Source organism: Pseudomonas sp. NPDC089530 (assembly GCF_050280705.1).
Taxonomy (GTDB): Bacteria; Pseudomonadota; Gammaproteobacteria; order Pseudomonadales; family Pseudomonadaceae; genus Aquipseudomonas.
The window spans coordinates 114012-128593 of record NZ_JBNNVU010000005.1 but is presented as its reverse complement, the minus strand read 5'-3'; the positions used below and the strand labels follow the sequence as shown (position 1 = coordinate 128593).

Genomic DNA, 14582 nt, shown 5'->3' with positions numbered 1-14582 from the left:
GCCGGCCACCCGCACGCGCTGCCGCCGGCCCATCGTTTGAATGTCTTCACTACTGCGGGGAGTTGCACAAGCGCCTTGAGCACAGGGGCGGCAGGACGGACGAAGGGGGGTGGTTCACCGAGCGGCGAACCGGGTGCGGCACGCCGCGGCGAACAACGCCAGGGCCAGGCCGAGGAACAGGCATAGTGCGACGATGCTGGCGGTGGCGACGCCGTAGGCATCCACCAGCAGCCCCATAGGCAGCGGGGTAGCGTTGAACAGGTAGACCGTGGCGTAGAAGTAGGCGATCAGCTTGGCGTGGCTATGACGCGGCGCCAGTTGGTTGACCAGGCGGGCATTGCCGACGAACAGCGCGCCGTAGGCGTAACCGCCGATGGCCAGCCCCGGCAACGCGAGGTAAGGGGACCGGGTGTAGCAGGCCAGGAGCAAGACCAGCAAGGCCAGGCACTGGTACAACCAGCCGCTGAGCAGCGCCTGCCGGGCGTCCACGCGCTGGCAATAAAGTTGGCTCAGACCGGCGACCAGCAGATAGGCCGACACCACATAACCGAAAACGCCGCGGTCCTGCAGGCCAAACACCTGCTGCGCCACGTGCGGGCCGATAACGAACACGCAGGCGGCGAACGACCAACTGAAAAACACGCTCCAGGCACAGAGGTGAAAGGGCAGGCCGATGCCGCGCAACGCCTCCCTGAGACTGGCCGCGCGAGCATGTTCCGGGGTTGGCAGCGGCGTGCCGCCGACCGGCCACAGCAACAGGGTCGCGGCCGCCAACGCCAGGCCGAGCGCACCGATCAGCCAGAACGGCGAGGCCAGGGGGCGGATATCCAGCTGCAATGCCGCGCCACTGACCAGTGGCCCCAGCGCCAGGCCCGAGACCATTGCCAGGGTCGCCACCAGGGCCGGCAGTTTCTCGCTGCGCCCCGGATTGAAACGCACTAGCGCGGCATTGACCACCGCGGTCATTGCCCCAGAGCCGAGACCGGCCAACAGGCGTGCCGCACATAACGGGCCCAGTGCGGCGCCGTGGGCGAAGGCCGCCGCGCCGAACGTCACCAGCAGGCTGGCGGGGACGAACACCCAACGCAGGTCGCTGAGATTGCCGGCCAGGCGGACCATGGCGATCAAGGCCACCAGTACCCCGACGCCATAGGCACCGAAAATCAGCGTCAGGTCCAGCGTGTCAAGGTCGAAGCGTTCGCCGTAGAACGGATAGAGCGGCGTCGGCGCGCTGCTGTTCATCAGCGACACCATCAGGGACAGGGACAGGCAAAACACAAAGGCGTGCGAACGCCGTTCACCGGCGAGCGTGGGTGCGGGCATGGGGTATCGGTCCGTTGGCTATCGAGATAAGCGTGAAGGTGCCGGTTCAGGGCTCGGGGGGCACTGAGCCGGCTAACTCATGATATCGAGCGGGCAGGAGCGCACCATGCGCGAAACCCCGACGTTTATTGGCCAGCGTCCAGACGCTGTATCGATCTTGCGGCCAGTCGCCCGGCATCAGGTAAAGGGTACCGGGGCTGTCGTGGGGCCGACAGTCCGAGCGCTTTGCAGTGCTGAACTTCGCCCCCTTCGGTGCCTGCCGCTCGAGCCCATGCCGATAGGCTCAGTTGCCGTCTGCGACTTTCCTTTCTATCTCGGCAATTTTCCTGGCGATCTCCTCGGCTTCCTGCTCGCTGTTCCTCGAAGAGCCGGGCGTGGTGGATTCAGTGGGTTGATCCTCGTCGCGAGGATCGCTTTCAGTCCCGCTGGCCGGCTTATCTGTTCGCTCCCCGGAGGGCGATGCGGGTTCCTCGGGAGTGTGCAAGTCATGATTCATGCTGGGCCCCTCGCTGGTTTCCCGATTGGAAGAGGAGCGCCTATACCCCGAAAGGAAAGGTGTCTTCTTCATGGCTGAGCGCCGTCACCACCGGCAACGGCTTGACGGCGTGGGTGGCTTCGAACCAGACCAGGGCATCGAACTGTTCACCCAGCACGGCCTGGAAATAGTGACTCTGGCGTTCCGTCGCGGGCCGGTAGACGACCCCGATCGCCCGCTCCAGCAGTGGTTCGGACAGCGCCTGGCGCAGGTCTTCGCGCTCGGGGGCGCGCCAGTCGGTCAGCGAGGCGGGGATGCCAGCCTTGAGAAACTGCTGCTCCCAGCTGTCCGGACGGGAAGGGCGCACCTCCTTGACCTGCATGTCGCCGTCCCAGTCGTCGGCCGCCGCGACCTGGCCATGGTCGGTGCTCATGCCGATCAGCACGGCATCGGCGCCATAGGCGGTGCGGCACAACTGGCCGATGTTGAACCGGCCGCGCCAGCCCATGTCGGTCGCCGCGGCGTTGCCGATGTGCGAGTTGTGCGCCCAGACCACCGCCTTGGCGTCGGCACCGCGGTGGGTGAGCAAGGCCTGCAAGGTATCGAACATGTGCCGGTCCCGCAGGTTCCAGGAGGCGGCCGAGCTTTGGTACATGGCCCGGTAGTACTGCTCGGCGGCCCGCACCACCCGTGCATTCTGCGTAGCACTGAAGAAGGCTTCATGGTCCGCGGCCAGGCGTTCGTTCAACAGGCTGTTCAACTGCTGGACTACCGCCTCTTCGCAGGAGGCCTCGTGACCGTGCTCGACGACGTGGCCATACAGGGTTGGGTCGTCCTGCCAGGGTGTCAGGCAGCCATAGCGCTGGCGCGCGTCCCGCGCCAGTTGGGGATCGGTATGGTCCAGGTAGGCCAGGACTTCGCTGATGGAATTGCGCAAGCTGTAGACGTCCAGCCCGCGGAACTCGATGCGCCGGTCCGCGGGCAGGGCATGGTTGTGCTGGTGCAGCCAGAGGATGAAGTGGCGAACCTCGACGTTGCGCCACATCCAGGCCGGAAAGCGGGTAAACGCCTGCTCCCCGGCGCTCAGCGGGCCCAGGTCGCGCACGTGCCGGTCGATTTGCCCGGCGTCGGGCCAGTCGGCCTCGATCGCGACGATGGTGAAGCCATGGTGGGCGATCAAGCGTTGGGTGATGGTCGCCCGGGCCCGATAGAAATCGCTGGTGCCGTGGCTGGCTTCGCCGATCAACACGACCCTGGCGTCCGCGTAACGGTCGAACAGCGAGCCGAATGCCGTGGACTCCAGGGCAGGCAGGGGTTCGGCATGGCGGCGCAGCAGGGCCTGAAGCGCGCTGGTGTCGTGTGGGTTCATGGCGCAGTTTCCTCCCGGCTAGAGGACTGGTATTGCCAACTGCAGCTCCCTGGCACCGATTCGAATATGACTGAACCTCGCCCTGTCCCTCGCTGCCAGGTAGGGAGGGCAGCGCGCCGCGCGTGGACTTATAGTGCGCCTATTTTTTAGGGTCCTTGTATTTTTCGAAGCGCGGGCTGCGCTTGGTCCAAGCGAAAGCGGTCGGCGCAAGACGAACGGTCGGCAGCGGGCGGGCAGGGCGTGTTCCCGGGCTTCAGCGCCAGTGGCGGGGGTCGTTGACCACGCTTTCCTGTTCGGCCAGCAGCCGGGGCAATTCCACCTTGAGAAAGTCCACCCAGGTTTTCACCTTGGCATCCAGGAACCGCCGCGACGGGTACAGCGCATAGACATGGCGCTGGCGCAGCCGGTAGTCGCCGAGCAGGCGCACCACGCTGCCCTCGCGCAGGAAGCGGGTCACCGCATAGAACGGCAGCAGGCTGATGCCGACGCCGGCCTCGGTGGCATGGGCCATGGATTCGGCGACGTTGCAGCGAAAGGTCTTGCCGGGCCGGACCTGCCAGGTTTCGGCGCCGTCGCTGAAGATCCACTCCTCGCCATAGGGCGGGTCCAGCAGGCGCAGGCAGTGGTCCGCGGGCAACTGCGAGGGGTGGGCCGGCACGCCGTGTCGCTGCAGATAGCCCTTGGAGGCACACACCACGCTGTAGATCTGGCCGATGGGCTGGGCCACGAACTGCGAGTCGTCCAGCTCGGCGCCGATGGAGATCACCACGTCCTGGCCTTCTTCCAGCGGGTCGGGGTTGCGTTGCGACAGGGTCAGTTCGAACACCACCTTTGGATAACGCTCGCAGTAGCGGGCGATCAAGGGCGTCATCAGCACCCCGAAGCCGTTCAGGCTGTGCACCCGCAACCGGCCGCTGGGTTCGACATGGGCGCCACGGGCCTCATGGGTGGCTTCGGCCATGTCGTCGAGCATCTGCCGGGCCCGGGGCAGGAAGCGTTCTCCCGCTTCGGTGAGGCTGATGCGTCGCGTGGTGCGCTGCAGCAGGCGCGCCTGCAGGTATTGCTCCAGGTCGCTGACCAGGCGCGACACCTGGGCGGTGGACAGGTCCAGGGCATTGGCCGCGGCAGTGAAGCTGCCGGTCTGCGCGACCCGGACAAAGGTGTTCATGCAGTGATGCAGGTCCATGGGGGCTCCGACCGTGGTGACTGTTACGTATGACGCAAGGCTGCATCAGCCGATGCGCTCTTTTTCGCCGCTGGCCCGGGACTAGAATCGAACCATCAGCCCATGACAGGAGAAGACAGAATGAAAACCTTGCTCGGTGTACTGCTGGCCCTGACCGCCAGCGCCGCCATGGCCGCCAACGAACCCACAGAGGTGTATCGCGGCACCCAGGACCTGGATATCGCCCAGGTGGTGTCGGTCAGCCCCACTTCGACGGCCTGCGACGTGGTGCCGGCGACCCTGGTCTACATCGACCACCAGGGCCGGACCCACAGCCTGACCTATCGGGTGATGGGCGCCTGTTCGGGCGTCTGACAGGCTTGCGAGCCCCACCAGATTAGGCGCGACGACGGCACGGGGCTATCCGCTCCTTGCAGCTCGCTAGCCCTTTCCTGCAGCCCGGCCTCGACATTGCCGGCTGCCCCCACAAGAGCGCCGGCCAACGGAATCAGGATCCGCTGGCCGGCGTTTTTTTGCGCTGCCGATACGCGCAGCCAGCGTTATCGCCCCGGCCGGCGACGCCCGGTTCGACCATGACTTATCGGTCGATGCGGCATAGAAAGTCTCTATGGATCATCAGGTGAATTTCAATTTCGTCCCGCTGACAGGCGTCGATAGACTCCGCGCCAGCCGGCGGACAATTCACCGTGCCGCCGCGGCAGCGCCAGTGTTGAGAAGCGGGATCTTCAGTCAGGCGCCTATCCGGTTCCTGCCTGCCTACACCTCTTCTGTTCGGCAGATTGACAGCCTCGGAGCGGTTTTGCGCAAATGCGCCGCGGGGCTCCTGAACGCATCGCGTACCAGCCCGTCGAATGGGGGGAAGGGTGGCGCAGGTGAAGGATGGAAATCTGCTGCTATAAATATCGCCCTGAAAAAAAACAATGGTGTGGCAGGCATACTTGCAAGTTTCTGACGTCCATCGACCTTCCCTGGTTTGGGGTAAAAGGAGGCGCGGCGTACTGTATTCCTCGATCCCAATAGAAGTGATCATCATCGTGAGGGAACAAGATGACTGGGGGCTTTTCGAACAATCACTCCGTGCAGTGGGAACATGAAGTTCTCGACACTGTAGGAACCTTGCAAGCGTTTATCAGAAAGGCCGCGCCACTGAAGGTCGACATGGTGCTGGAGGGGGAAACCGGCACCGGCAAGGACACCCTGGCGCGGCGCATCCATGAGTTGTCCGGCCGCGAAGGGCAACTGGTGGCGCTGAACTGCGCGGCGGTGCCGGAACAATTGGCCGAGAGCGAATTGTTCGGGGTCATGGCCGGAGCCTACACCGGCGCTTCGAAGTCCCGGGCCGGCTATATCGAGGCCTCCAACCGCGGCACCCTGTACCTCGACGAGATCGACAGCATGCCCTTGCTGCTCCAGGCCAAGCTGCTGCGGGTGCTGGAGATGCGCGGCATCGAGCGCCTGGGCTCGACGCGCTTCGTACCCCTGGACCTGCGGGTGATAGTCGCCACCCAGACGCCCCTGGAAAAACTGGTGGAAGAGGGCAAGTTTCGCCGCGACCTGTTCTTTCGCCTGAACGTGATCAAGATCCAGCTGCCGACCCTGCGTTCGCGGCTGCAGCATATCCAGCCGCTGTTCCAGCGCTTTGTCAGCGACGCCGCCGAGCGCCATCGCCAGCCGATCCCCGAACCTGACCCGCACCTGCTCAAGGGCCTGCTCAGCCATCGCTGGCCGGGCAATATCCGCGAGCTCAAGTGCGCCGCCGAACGTTTCGTGCTGGGCATGCCGGCCCTGCAGGCGGACGACCCGGTCGGGCATTACCAGCCGGCGGCGCCGCTGAAAAGCCACCTGCGCCTGTTCGAGAAGGCGCTGATCCAGGACTGCCTGTCGCGCCATGCCAAGTGCATCGACGCAGTCATCAGCGAGCTGGGCATCCCCCGGCGCACCCTCTATCACCGTATGAAAAGCCTGAGCATCGAATCCCCGGAGCTCTGATTTCAAGGCCCCAGGGCCTGCCATGCGGACCGTCATCCCGCGCTGTGCTCCGGGCCTCTTCGACCCGGGCATGGAACCGCTTCCGAGAATCGACCACTCATTGTTCGAACACCATTTCGGTGCTCGAACAACCTTCGATTATCAGGAGAAACAACTATGGCCGGTACCGCATCCCTTGGCGCTTCGATGGCTGCCATGCAGAAAATGGACGCTACTGCAGCTGCCACCACCACCATGAACGCCGAGGCGCAGTCCAACAAGATGATGACCGATACCGTCAACGGTATCGCCAGCGCCTACCAGGACTCCGCCACCAAGGCGCAGAACGCCGCCCAGCAAGCTGGCAAGGCGATCAACTACTAAGTGGTCGTGGGCCCTCTCGACCCCGGTCGGGAGGGCCATGACTCGCGCAGTCAAGCAAGGAGCATCTCTATGTTTTCCACTTCGATAAGCCTGCCGCAGACGACTTCGTTCCAGGGCAGTTTCAGTGCGTTCGGCATGCCCGGCGCCCAGGGCGGTTCCGACAGCACCGCCGGGCAGATCGCCTCGCTGCTCAGCGAGGTGCTGTTCGAGAAGTCCGGCAGCGGCGCCAACATCCGCGACGCGAAAAACCCCTTGCTGGGGATGATCGCCGACCACATGGACAAGAACCCCGGCGAGTTCGGCAAGCCCCACGATGCCAATGGCAAGGTCCGTAGCTGGCGTGACGAACTGGGGGAGGACAACTACCTCAACAAGGAGGAAAAGGCCGCCTTCACCAAGGGCCTGGAAAGCCTGATCAAGGACGTCCTGGGCGGTGGCACCCAGCGGGGCGGCCAGTTCGGCGGTGGCGGCAACGGTGGCTGGAACCCGTCGACCGGTGGTAGCGGCAACAGCGGCGGAGTCCAGGACCAGCTGTCGTCGCTGCTGGGCAACTTGGGCGAGGAAAAGCTCGACAACCTGCTCAAGCCCACCGGCAACCCGACCCGCGATGCCCGGGGCGAAATGGCCTTTTCCAACGAGGACAAGGACCTGCTCAAGGAAGTCGCGCGCTTCATGGACATGCACCCTGAAGAGTTCGGCAAGCCCGATGGCAAGTCCAAGGACTGGATGGGCGAGTTGTCCGAGGGCGACCAGTTCATGTCCCGTGGCGAGAGTCAGCAGTTCCAGAAAGCCATCGACATGATCAAGGGCGAGATCAAGGGCAGCGCCCAGGGCAACTCCCTGGGCGGCCTGTTCCCCAACGCCGAGCAGAACTTCCTCAACGGCGGCGCCGGCAACACCCTGAAGACCGATGCCAGCATCACCGCCGGCAACATACTCTCGGTGCTGACGCAACAAAGCCTCACCAGCTATCGCGGCTGAATGTAAACCTTCGTCCTGGCAGGAGAGCGTGAATGGCGATTACAGGGGTAACAACGGGGCACTCGGGGCTGGTCGCCGCCGAGGGCTTGCCGGTCAGGCCGCCTGCCGAGGCGGACATTGCCTGGTTCAACGTACAGATGCAGCAGGTGGCGGCGCGCCCGGCGCCGAACGAGCCGCCGGTGTCGGCGATCGGCCAGGCCTCGACGGCCCTGCAGAAGGACGCCGACAAGGCCACCCGCGAGCTGCAACGGGCCGCCAGGTCCGTGGACCCGCAACAGGCGCTGCAGGCCAACCGTTCGTTGTCAGCGTTCTATCTGCAGAGCCTGCTCGGCGCCAAGCTGGTGAGCAAGGCGGCCCAGAGCGTGGAAAAACTCACCAGTCTTCAATAAGGCACGAGCATGCATCCCAAGGTCATGCATCCCAAGGTACTTGGGCCGCTGCTGGCGGCCTTGATGATCCTGCTGCTGGCGGGCTGTGGCGAGCGCATGGAGCTGCATCGCGACCTGTCCGAACAGGACGCCAACGAGGTGCTGGCGGAACTGGCCGGCAAGCGGATCGACGCACAGAAGCGCCTGGACAAGAACGGCGTCGCGGTGCTGGTGGCGAGCCGCGACATTTCCCGCGCGGTGCGGGCGCTGGAAGCGGCGGGGCTGCCCCATCGCTCGCGTTCGAGCCTGGGGGAGGTGTTCCGCAAGGAAGGGGTGATTTCCTCGCCCCTGGAGGAGCGTGCCCGCTACCTCTATGCCCTGTCCCAGGAACTGGAGCAGACCCTGTCGCAGATCGACGGCGTGGTGGTGGCGCGGGTGCATGTGGTGCTGCCCGAGCGCATCGCCCCCGGCGAGCCGGTGCAGCCGGCTTCCGCGGCGGTGTTTATCAAGCACCGTGCCGAACTCGACCCCGACAGCGTGCTGCCGCGTATCCGGCGCATGGTGGCCAGCAGCATCCCGGGCATCGGTAGCGCCGACGACAAGAAGCTCGCGGTGGTGTTCGTGCCGTCCCAGGGGTATCGGGAAACGGTGCAGATGGTCGACATCGGTCCCTTCAGCCTGACCCGCGAGCGCTGGCAGTTCTGGCAGTGGCTGCTGGGCCTGTGCGCCCTGGCCGCGGTGCTGCTGCTCGCGGGCCTGCTGGTCCTCAACCCGGGCTGGCGCCAGCGCCTGTCCCGGGTCACCCGTGGCGCCAGCACCGCGCCATCTGAGACTCCATGAGGTCCTTGCCTATGAGTTCCTTGAAGGTTACGCCGCAACAGGCTCTGGACTGGGTGCGCTGGTGGGTCGAGGGCGCGCGCCAGGCCGAGGCCAGCTGGCAACTGGGTGCGGAGGGGATCGCCCCCGGGCTGCTGGCCCGACTGCGCGATGAATCGGGGCCCTGGCTCGACCAGCGCCTGGGCATGACGGCGGCCTGGCCGGTGCCGCCTAACCCCGGCCTGCTGCCCTTGCTGGCCCTGGACAGTCGGCAGTGGCAGCGGGTGTTGCGCCTGGCGGTGGCGGTCTGTGCCGGCAGCCAGCCCCAGGTCGGGCATGGCCTCGACGACGCCGAGCGGGTCTGGTGCCGGCGCCTGGGCCGGGCCCTGCAACCCGGACACTGGCTGCCCGGGCAATGGCGCGACGGCAGCGTCCAGGTCCAGGGCCTGCGCCTGATGCGGGCTTGGGTCGGCGAGCCGGTGTGGCAGCGCCTGCGTCTGCGCTTTGTCCGGGCGCTGGTGGAAGACGCCGAACGCCAGCCTTTCGCAGGCCTGCCGGGCGCGCGCCTGACCGCCCTGTGGCAGGCCGTCGGCTGGTACGCCCTCACTTTCATCCCACAAGGAATGCTCCATGCTGACCCGTCGCAGCCTGAGCTTGAGTCACCCCCAGGCGCTGCCTAGCGGCGCTGTACTGCGTCGCGAAACCCTGCAAGACAGCCTGCTCGCCGAGCAGTTGCTGGACGCCGCCCGGGCCGAGGCCGAGGCGCTGCTGAGCGAGGCCCGGGACGCCGCCGCGGGCTTGCGCGAAGAGGCCGCGGTCCAGGCCCGGGCGGAGGTCTGGCGCCAGGCCGATGCACTGCTGGCCGACTGGCAGGAACAACGCCAGCAGATGTGGCAGGGCATCGTCGCCAGCGCCGAAGCCGTGCTCGGCCAGGCCTGGCAAGCGTTGCTCGGGGAGCAGGAGCCGCCGGTGCGGATCGCCGCGCTGCTTCGGCAACTGGCCGCGGCCCAGCCCCAGGACGAAGCCGGCGTGCTGCATTGCCACCCCGACGCGTTGCCCCTGGCGACCCGACATCTGCAACAGGCCCAGGCGGCCTGGAGCCTGCGCGGCGATCCGCAGCAGGCCGCGGACAGCCTGTGCCTGCGCACCGAGCAGGGCGACTTCAGCCTCGACTGGCAGACCCTGGGCACGGCCCTGTGGCCGCTATCGGATGCCGTTGCCGGAGACCAGGGCGCCATGAGTGGCGAAGGGCAGGGAACCAATACCGGCGCCGAGCCACTCAGTGGGCAGTTCTCGGACCTGGAGTCTCACCATGCTGTCTTCTGATGCACTGCGTCGCCGTCTGGACAACAACTTCGAACACGCCCAAAAGGACCTGGACGCCGCGGCCCTGGACCTGGATGCCTTCTCCCCGGACGACTGGCACGCCTTCAACTCGGCGATCCGCCAATCGTCCACCGCCAGCTGGGCGGCGACCCAGGAAATCGTGGTCAAGCACAACCTGGCCAAGGCAATCATCAATGAAATCCGCTGAGCTCGCGGTCATCGCGCAACGCTGGCTGGACAGCGGCGAGGGCGAACTGCGGCTGCTGATCGACCAGGCGCCGCTGCGCTTGCAACGGCGCGCCGCCGGGGTGCTGTGCATGGCCATGCTCAGCGTCGCCTGGCGTGGCGACGATCTGGACCTGGCAGCCGCGCTGCGCCTGTCAGGGCCCAGTCTTGGGCGTTTCAGCGCGGCCCTGGCCCTGGACCCGGTGGAGCGCCGGCTGTGCCTGATGCGCTATCTGCCGGGCGAGGGCATGCCGGTGCTCATCGACACCATCGAGTCCCTGGCCAATCAGCGGGATGCCTGGGAAGCCACCCTCGAACGCGGTGTCGCCACGTCCCGGCCGAAGAGCCGGCCTTTGCCCCTGGGAAGATCCTATGTTTGAGCGAATCGGGTTTGAGCGAATTGGATTTAAGCGAATCGGGTTTAAACAGCTGGGCACATGGTCCCTGCTGCTGGCCCTGTCCACGCCGGCGCTGGCCGGGGTGCCGGAAGACTGGCGGCAATCGGCCTATGCCTATGAGGCCACCCAGACCCCACTGGCCACCGTGCTCAAGGATTTCGCCAACGCCTATGGCGTCGGCCTGAGCCTGGGCGGCGTCAGTGGTGTGGTGGACGCCAAGCTGCGGGCGGCGAATGCCGAGGAGTTCCTCGATCGCCTGGCCCTGGAGCACCAGTTCCAGTGGTTCGTCTACAACGGCAAGCTGTATGTCAGCCCGCAATCGGCCCAGGTTTCGCAACGCCTGGAGGTCTCCGCCGACGCCGCCCCGGACCTGAAGCAGGCGCTGACCGATATCGGCCTGCTGGACAAGCGTTTCGGCTGGGGCGAGCTGCCCGACGAAGGGGTGGTGCTGGTCAGCGGGCCGGCGCGTTATGTCGAGCTGGTCCGCGGCTTCAGCAAGGAGAAGGTCAAGCCCGACGAGAAGCAGCAGGTGATGATGTTTCCCCTGCGCTACGCGGCGGTGGCCGACCGCCAGGTCAACTACCGCGAGCAGAGCATGAGCATTCCCGGGGTGGCGAGCATTCTCGAAGGCGTGCTGGAAAGCCAGCGTTCCGCGCCGCCTTCGCCCCAGGACCCCAAGGCCAATATCGAAGCCCTGCAAGGCATGGCCGACATGGCCCGGGGCAAGATCCTCAACCTGGCCAGCGAGCGCACCAGCGGCCGCGCGGAAGTCAAGCCCAAGGCGGCGGGGCAGCGCCGGGTGGCCGCCGATGTGCGCAACAACGCGGTGCTGATCTATGACAACCCGGACAAGCGCGCCAGCTACCAGCAACTGGTGGAGCAACTGGACCTGCCGAGCAACCTGGTGGAAATCGACGCGATCATTCTCGATATCGATCGCAACCAGCTGGCGAACCTCGAGTCGCGCTGGTCGGCGCGGGTGGGCGATGTGAACTTTGGCAGCTCATTGCTCAACAGCGGTTCCTCGACCTTGTTCATCAGCGATTTCGAGCGTTTCTTCGCCGAGATCCAGGCCCTCGAAGGCCGGGGCATGGCGTCGGTGATCGCCCGGCCCTCGGTGCTGACCCTGGAGAACCAGCCGGCGGTGATCGACTTCAGCCGCACCCAGTACATCACCGCCACCGGCGAACGGGTCGCCACCATCCAGCCGGTCACCGCGGGCACCAGCCTGCAGGTGGTGCCGCGGACCATTCCCGGCGGCCCGCACAATCGCTTCCAGTTGATCGTCGACATCGAGGACGGCCAGCTGGAGCAGACCCGCGAGCAGCAGACCCCCACGGTCAAGCGCGGCACGGTCAGCACCCAGGCGGTGATCGGCGAGAACCGTTCCCTGGTGATCGGCGGCTTCCATGTCGACGAGCGCGGCGACCAGAAAGACCAGGTGCCGGTGCTCGGGCACCTGCCCTGGGTGGGGCCGCTGTTTTCCTCGACCCGGCGCGAAGTGTCGCGCCGTGAGCGGCTGTTCATCCTCACCCCGCGGCTGATCGGCGACCAGATCGACCCGGCCCGTTATGTCGCCAGCGAAAACCGCGCCCAGCTCGACCAGGCCCTGGCGTCCGGCCGGCAACCGGGTGGTGCGGCGGTGCTGCGGGCGAGCATCGCCGCGACCTTCGCCGAGCTGGTGCGCGGTCGCATTCCCGGTGATGTCAAACGGGCATCATCTGGTGTGGCCTTGGCCGACCTGTGTAAAGTGAACGGCCCCTTCGCCCTGGATCGCGAGCGGGGACAGTGGTTCAGTGGGACGGACTTCTCGGTAGCGGTCGGCGTGGTCAAGAACGTCGGTGTCAAACCGCAACGCTTCGACCCGGAGTCCTGTTCGGGATCACCGACATTGGCGGTAACGGTTGCCCCCCAGTTCCTGTTGCAACCTGGTGAATCGACAGAGGTGTTCGTGGCATTGCGGCCGACGGCGATGGTTTTGCCCGCGGCGGCACCGGCGCGGGCATCGATGTTGCCCCCGCGCTAGCGGGGGGTATAAGAAAAGACTCAATCAATGCGACATCCCTAGTTGGCATGTCCCCCAAGAGTGGCCAAGCCACCGGGCAACACTGTGTAGAGTCCGACAAGGAAGGTGAAGAGATGAAGTTGTGTCATGCCGTTATTGTGGCGCTGTGCGTGCTTTTTTTAAGTGCTTGTACTTTAGTACCTGAAACTTCCTGTTTGCCGGGTAGTTGCCAGGCGCTGGACGCCAATAATGCCCGATTGAATGTCTGGTGGTCTCCGGCACTGCGGGACGGTGGTGGTCAATACAGTACGGTATCCCTGAATGACTGAAACGATTTTCCAGAGCAGCGACCAGCAGGAGTTCTTGAGACGCGTCGCCGAAAAGCGCGCGAGCGCCTGGCAATGGGCGCCGGGCATCGAGTTCGTCTGTCGCAAGGAGAGCCTCGGCTGGGGCCTGGCCCTGAATATCCAGCGCCAGGCGCAACGTCCCGATCTGTTTTCCGAGACCCTTAAACGGCGTTTCGAGAATATCGAGTCCTATGAGGGCTATTACATCTGCCTCGACAGCCAGAACACTTTCGTGGTCTGGCACGAATTGCATAATGATTATCAGAGCGAACAACTACAGGCGTTACTTGGCCACCTCTTGTCGCTGGCCGGATTGAAGCATTGATTTCGGAATAATTATTCCACGCGGAACTGTTCGCCCTTGTTTTTCCACTCATGTTGCGAGCCGACCCCGGCCTGGCGAATTCAACTTAGGGAGAAACAAATGGCGAACTCCAAGCCGACCATCCAGCGTTTCATTACCCATCTGGGCAACCAACTGGGCACCACTCTTACATTGCACAACGGTGTTTGCGCGCTGTATGACCGTGACCATCTTCAGGCCGCCGTCATCGAATGGCCGGAACACAGCGACCACCTGATCCTGCATTGCCGGCTGGGCGCCTTGCAGCCCGGCCCGGACCATTCGCAACGCCTGCTGGCCCTGAACTTCGATATCGCCTCCCTGCGTGGCTGCTGGCTGGCCCTGGACAAGGGCGATGTGCGCCTGTGCACCCAGCGCGAACTGGCGCAGCTCGACGAAGACAGCTTCAGCCATCTGGTCGGCGGCTTTGTCGCCCAGGCCCGGGAAACCCGTTCCAGCCTGGGCCGCAGCCTGGTGTGAAGGCCAGGGAAGCGTTCGGCCCCGCGTTTGCCCCCAACGGGCGTGACCCAGGCGCTCCCGGCGGTGAGGGTAAGAAAGGGCAGTACCCACGGGTGCCTGGCAATAGGCGCCCGTTTCTGTATCCGTCGCCAAAGCACTCACGCATCCCTGTAGCCGCTGCCGAGCCCCGCGAGGCTGCGAACGGTTTGGGCGGCATTCCGACACAGCGGCCGCCAGTCCAGGCAACACGGTGTGCCAGATCAATCTCGGATACAGGTTTTGCGTCTGCTGCGCAGCCGATCGCAGGCTGCGCCAGCGGCTACAGGATCGCAGCGCCTGTGTAGCCGCTGCCGAGCCCCGCGAGGCTGCGATCGGGCGCGCAGCGGCCGCTGGTCCAAGCGACGCGGTGTATCAGGCCAATTGCGGACCCAGGTTTTGCGTCTGCTGCGCAGCCGATCGCAGGCTGCGCCAGCGGCTACAGGATCGCAGCGCCTGTGTAGCCACTGCCGAGCCTGCGAGGCTGCGATCGGGCGCGCAGCGGCCGCTGGTCCAAGCGACGCGGTGTATCAGGCCAATTGCGGACCCAGGTTTTGCGTCTGCTGCGCAGCC

Annotated in this window: 18 protein-coding genes; 14 read left to right on the top strand and 4 right to left on the bottom strand. The window is 65.5% G+C overall.

Going from position 1 to position 14582, the window contains the following annotated elements; all coding sequences use genetic code 11:
* Positions 1 to 114: 114 nt before the first annotated feature.
* The 4 genes from ACQKQA_RS03575 to ACQKQA_RS03560 all read right to left on the bottom strand — a co-directional run bounded on the left by ACQKQA_RS03575 (position 115) and on the right by ACQKQA_RS03560 (position 4353).
* On the bottom strand, positions 115 to 1323 hold the full coding sequence (locus tag ACQKQA_RS03575; protein WP_427553608.1) for an MFS transporter: 1209 nt from the start codon (positions 1321 to 1323) through the stop codon (positions 115 to 117).
* 283 nt (positions 1324 to 1606) lie between these two features.
* Positions 1607 to 1819, bottom strand: coding sequence for a hypothetical protein (locus ACQKQA_RS03570; RefSeq protein ID WP_427553606.1), 213 nt, complete (start codon positions 1817 to 1819; stop codon positions 1607 to 1609).
* Positions 1820 to 1859: 40 nt separating this feature from the next.
* Positions 1860 to 3167 carry an erythromycin esterase family protein gene (locus ACQKQA_RS03565; RefSeq protein WP_427553604.1) on the bottom strand — a complete coding sequence of 436 codons (1308 nt, stop codon included), beginning with the start codon at positions 3165 to 3167 and terminating at the stop codon, positions 1860 to 1862.
* 253 nt (positions 3168 to 3420) lie between these two features.
* Entirely contained in the window at positions 3421 to 4353 is a 933-nt protein-coding gene (locus tag ACQKQA_RS03560; protein WP_427553602.1) for a LysR family transcriptional regulator, read from the bottom strand.
* 120 nt (positions 4354 to 4473) lie between these two features.
* On the opposite strand from ACQKQA_RS03560, the gene ACQKQA_RS03555 reads away from it, so the two are divergent.
* The 14 genes from ACQKQA_RS03555 to ACQKQA_RS03490 all read left to right on the top strand — a co-directional run bounded on the left by ACQKQA_RS03555 (position 4474) and on the right by ACQKQA_RS03490 (position 13994).
* Positions 4474 to 4707, top strand: coding sequence for a DUF2790 domain-containing protein (locus ACQKQA_RS03555; RefSeq protein ID WP_427553600.1), 234 nt, complete (start codon positions 4474 to 4476; stop codon positions 4705 to 4707).
* Between the two features lie 253 nt (positions 4708 to 4960).
* The gene (locus ACQKQA_RS03550) at positions 4961 to 5305 is read left to right on the top strand and encodes a hypothetical protein (RefSeq protein WP_427553598.1); all 345 of its coding nucleotides are present in this window, start codon (positions 4961 to 4963) and stop codon (positions 5303 to 5305) included.
* A 95-nt stretch (positions 5306 to 5400) separates the two neighbouring features.
* On the top strand, positions 5401 to 6342 hold the full coding sequence (locus ACQKQA_RS03545) for a sigma 54-interacting transcriptional regulator (RefSeq protein ID WP_427553596.1): 942 nt from the start codon (positions 5401 to 5403) through the stop codon (positions 6340 to 6342).
* Positions 6343 to 6498: 156 nt separating this feature from the next.
* Complete coding sequence (locus ACQKQA_RS03540; protein ID WP_427553595.1) at positions 6499 to 6705, top strand: ATP-dependent helicase HrpA; 207 nt, start codon at positions 6499 to 6501, stop codon at positions 6703 to 6705.
* Between the two features lie 69 nt (positions 6706 to 6774).
* On the top strand, positions 6775 to 7686 hold the full coding sequence (locus tag ACQKQA_RS03535; RefSeq protein ID WP_427553593.1) for a DNA-binding protein: 912 nt from the start codon (positions 6775 to 6777) through the stop codon (positions 7684 to 7686).
* A 32-nt stretch (positions 7687 to 7718) separates the two neighbouring features.
* The gene (gene sctI / locus ACQKQA_RS03530) at positions 7719 to 8075 is read left to right on the top strand and encodes a type III secretion system inner rod subunit SctI (RefSeq protein WP_427553591.1); all 357 of its coding nucleotides are present in this window, start codon (positions 7719 to 7721) and stop codon (positions 8073 to 8075) included.
* A 9-nt stretch (positions 8076 to 8084) separates the two neighbouring features.
* Positions 8085 to 8894 carry a type III secretion system inner membrane ring lipoprotein SctJ gene (gene sctJ / locus ACQKQA_RS03525; RefSeq protein ID WP_427553589.1) on the top strand — a complete coding sequence of 270 codons (810 nt, stop codon included), beginning with the start codon at positions 8085 to 8087 and terminating at the stop codon, positions 8892 to 8894.
* Between the two features lie 11 nt (positions 8895 to 8905).
* The gene (locus tag ACQKQA_RS03520; RefSeq protein ID WP_427553587.1) at positions 8906 to 9550 is read left to right on the top strand and encodes a hypothetical protein; all 645 of its coding nucleotides are present in this window, start codon (positions 8906 to 8908) and stop codon (positions 9548 to 9550) included.
* On the top strand, positions 9501 to 10196 hold the full coding sequence (gene sctL / locus ACQKQA_RS03515) for a type III secretion system stator protein SctL (protein ID WP_427553585.1): 696 nt from the start codon (positions 9501 to 9503) through the stop codon (positions 10194 to 10196). Before ACQKQA_RS03520 ends, sctL begins: the two co-directional genes overlap by 50 nt.
* Positions 10183 to 10404 carry a serine kinase gene (locus ACQKQA_RS03510; protein WP_427553583.1) on the top strand — a complete coding sequence of 74 codons (222 nt, stop codon included), beginning with the start codon at positions 10183 to 10185 and terminating at the stop codon, positions 10402 to 10404. Before sctL ends, ACQKQA_RS03510 begins: the two co-directional genes overlap by 14 nt.
* Positions 10391 to 10801 (top strand): type III secretion system chaperone, encoded by a 411-nt coding sequence (locus ACQKQA_RS03505; RefSeq protein ID WP_427553581.1) that lies wholly within the window; start codon positions 10391 to 10393, stop codon positions 10799 to 10801. The genes ACQKQA_RS03510 and ACQKQA_RS03505 overlap by 14 nt, the downstream gene beginning before the upstream one ends.
* Positions 10794 to 12845: a type III secretion system outer membrane ring subunit SctC gene (gene sctC / locus ACQKQA_RS03500; protein ID WP_427553579.1), complete on the top strand. Its 2052-nt coding sequence runs from the start codon at positions 10794 to 10796 to the stop codon at positions 12843 to 12845. Before ACQKQA_RS03505 ends, sctC begins: the two co-directional genes overlap by 8 nt.
* Before the next feature lie 300 nt (positions 12846 to 13145).
* Positions 13146 to 13496 (top strand): negative regulator of hrp expression HrpV, encoded by a 351-nt coding sequence (locus ACQKQA_RS03495; RefSeq protein WP_427553577.1) that lies wholly within the window; start codon positions 13146 to 13148, stop codon positions 13494 to 13496.
* Between the two features lie 99 nt (positions 13497 to 13595).
* On the top strand, positions 13596 to 13994 hold the full coding sequence (locus tag ACQKQA_RS03490; protein WP_427553575.1) for a type III secretion system chaperone: 399 nt from the start codon (positions 13596 to 13598) through the stop codon (positions 13992 to 13994).
* Positions 13995 to 14582: the final 588 nt, after the last annotated feature.

Excerpts from the sequence above, each read along its gene's own strand:
- ACQKQA_RS03575 (WP_427553608.1), bottom strand. The coding sequence starts at position 1,323 with ATGCCCGCACCCACGCTCGCCGGTGAACGGCGTTCGCACGCCTTTGTG.
- ACQKQA_RS03565 (WP_427553604.1), bottom strand. The coding sequence starts at position 3,167 with ATGAACCCACACGACACCAGCGCGCTTCAGGCCCTGCTGCGCCGCCAT.
- ACQKQA_RS03495 (WP_427553577.1), top strand. The coding sequence starts at position 13,146 with ATGACTGAAACGATTTTCCAGAGCAGCGACCAGCAGGAGTTCTTGAGA.
- ACQKQA_RS03560 (WP_427553602.1), bottom strand. The coding sequence starts at position 4,353 with ATGGACCTGCATCACTGCATGAACACCTTTGTCCGGGTCGCGCAGACC.
- ACQKQA_RS03555 (WP_427553600.1), top strand. The coding sequence starts at position 4,474 with ATGAAAACCTTGCTCGGTGTACTGCTGGCCCTGACCGCCAGCGCCGCC.
- ACQKQA_RS03535 (WP_427553593.1), top strand. The coding sequence starts at position 6,775 with ATGTTTTCCACTTCGATAAGCCTGCCGCAGACGACTTCGTTCCAGGGC.
- ACQKQA_RS03490 (WP_427553575.1), top strand. The coding sequence starts at position 13,596 with ATGGCGAACTCCAAGCCGACCATCCAGCGTTTCATTACCCATCTGGGC.
- ACQKQA_RS03540 (WP_427553595.1), top strand. The coding sequence starts at position 6,499 with ATGGCCGGTACCGCATCCCTTGGCGCTTCGATGGCTGCCATGCAGAAA.
- ACQKQA_RS03545 (WP_427553596.1), top strand. The coding sequence starts at position 5,401 with ATGACTGGGGGCTTTTCGAACAATCACTCCGTGCAGTGGGAACATGAA.
- sctL (WP_427553585.1), top strand. The coding sequence starts at position 9,501 with ATGCTGACCCGTCGCAGCCTGAGCTTGAGTCACCCCCAGGCGCTGCCT.
- sctC (WP_427553579.1), top strand. The coding sequence starts at position 10,794 with ATGTTTGAGCGAATCGGGTTTGAGCGAATTGGATTTAAGCGAATCGGG.
- sctI (WP_427553591.1), top strand. The coding sequence starts at position 7,719 with ATGGCGATTACAGGGGTAACAACGGGGCACTCGGGGCTGGTCGCCGCC.
- ACQKQA_RS03550 (WP_427553598.1), top strand. The coding sequence starts at position 4,961 with ATGGATCATCAGGTGAATTTCAATTTCGTCCCGCTGACAGGCGTCGAT.
- ACQKQA_RS03570 (WP_427553606.1), bottom strand. The coding sequence starts at position 1,819 with ATGAATCATGACTTGCACACTCCCGAGGAACCCGCATCGCCCTCCGGG.
- ACQKQA_RS03520 (WP_427553587.1), top strand. The coding sequence starts at position 8,906 with ATGAGTTCCTTGAAGGTTACGCCGCAACAGGCTCTGGACTGGGTGCGC.
- ACQKQA_RS03505 (WP_427553581.1), top strand. The coding sequence starts at position 10,391 with ATGAAATCCGCTGAGCTCGCGGTCATCGCGCAACGCTGGCTGGACAGC.
- ACQKQA_RS03510 (WP_427553583.1), top strand. The coding sequence starts at position 10,183 with ATGCTGTCTTCTGATGCACTGCGTCGCCGTCTGGACAACAACTTCGAA.
- sctJ (WP_427553589.1), top strand. The coding sequence starts at position 8,085 with ATGCATCCCAAGGTCATGCATCCCAAGGTACTTGGGCCGCTGCTGGCG.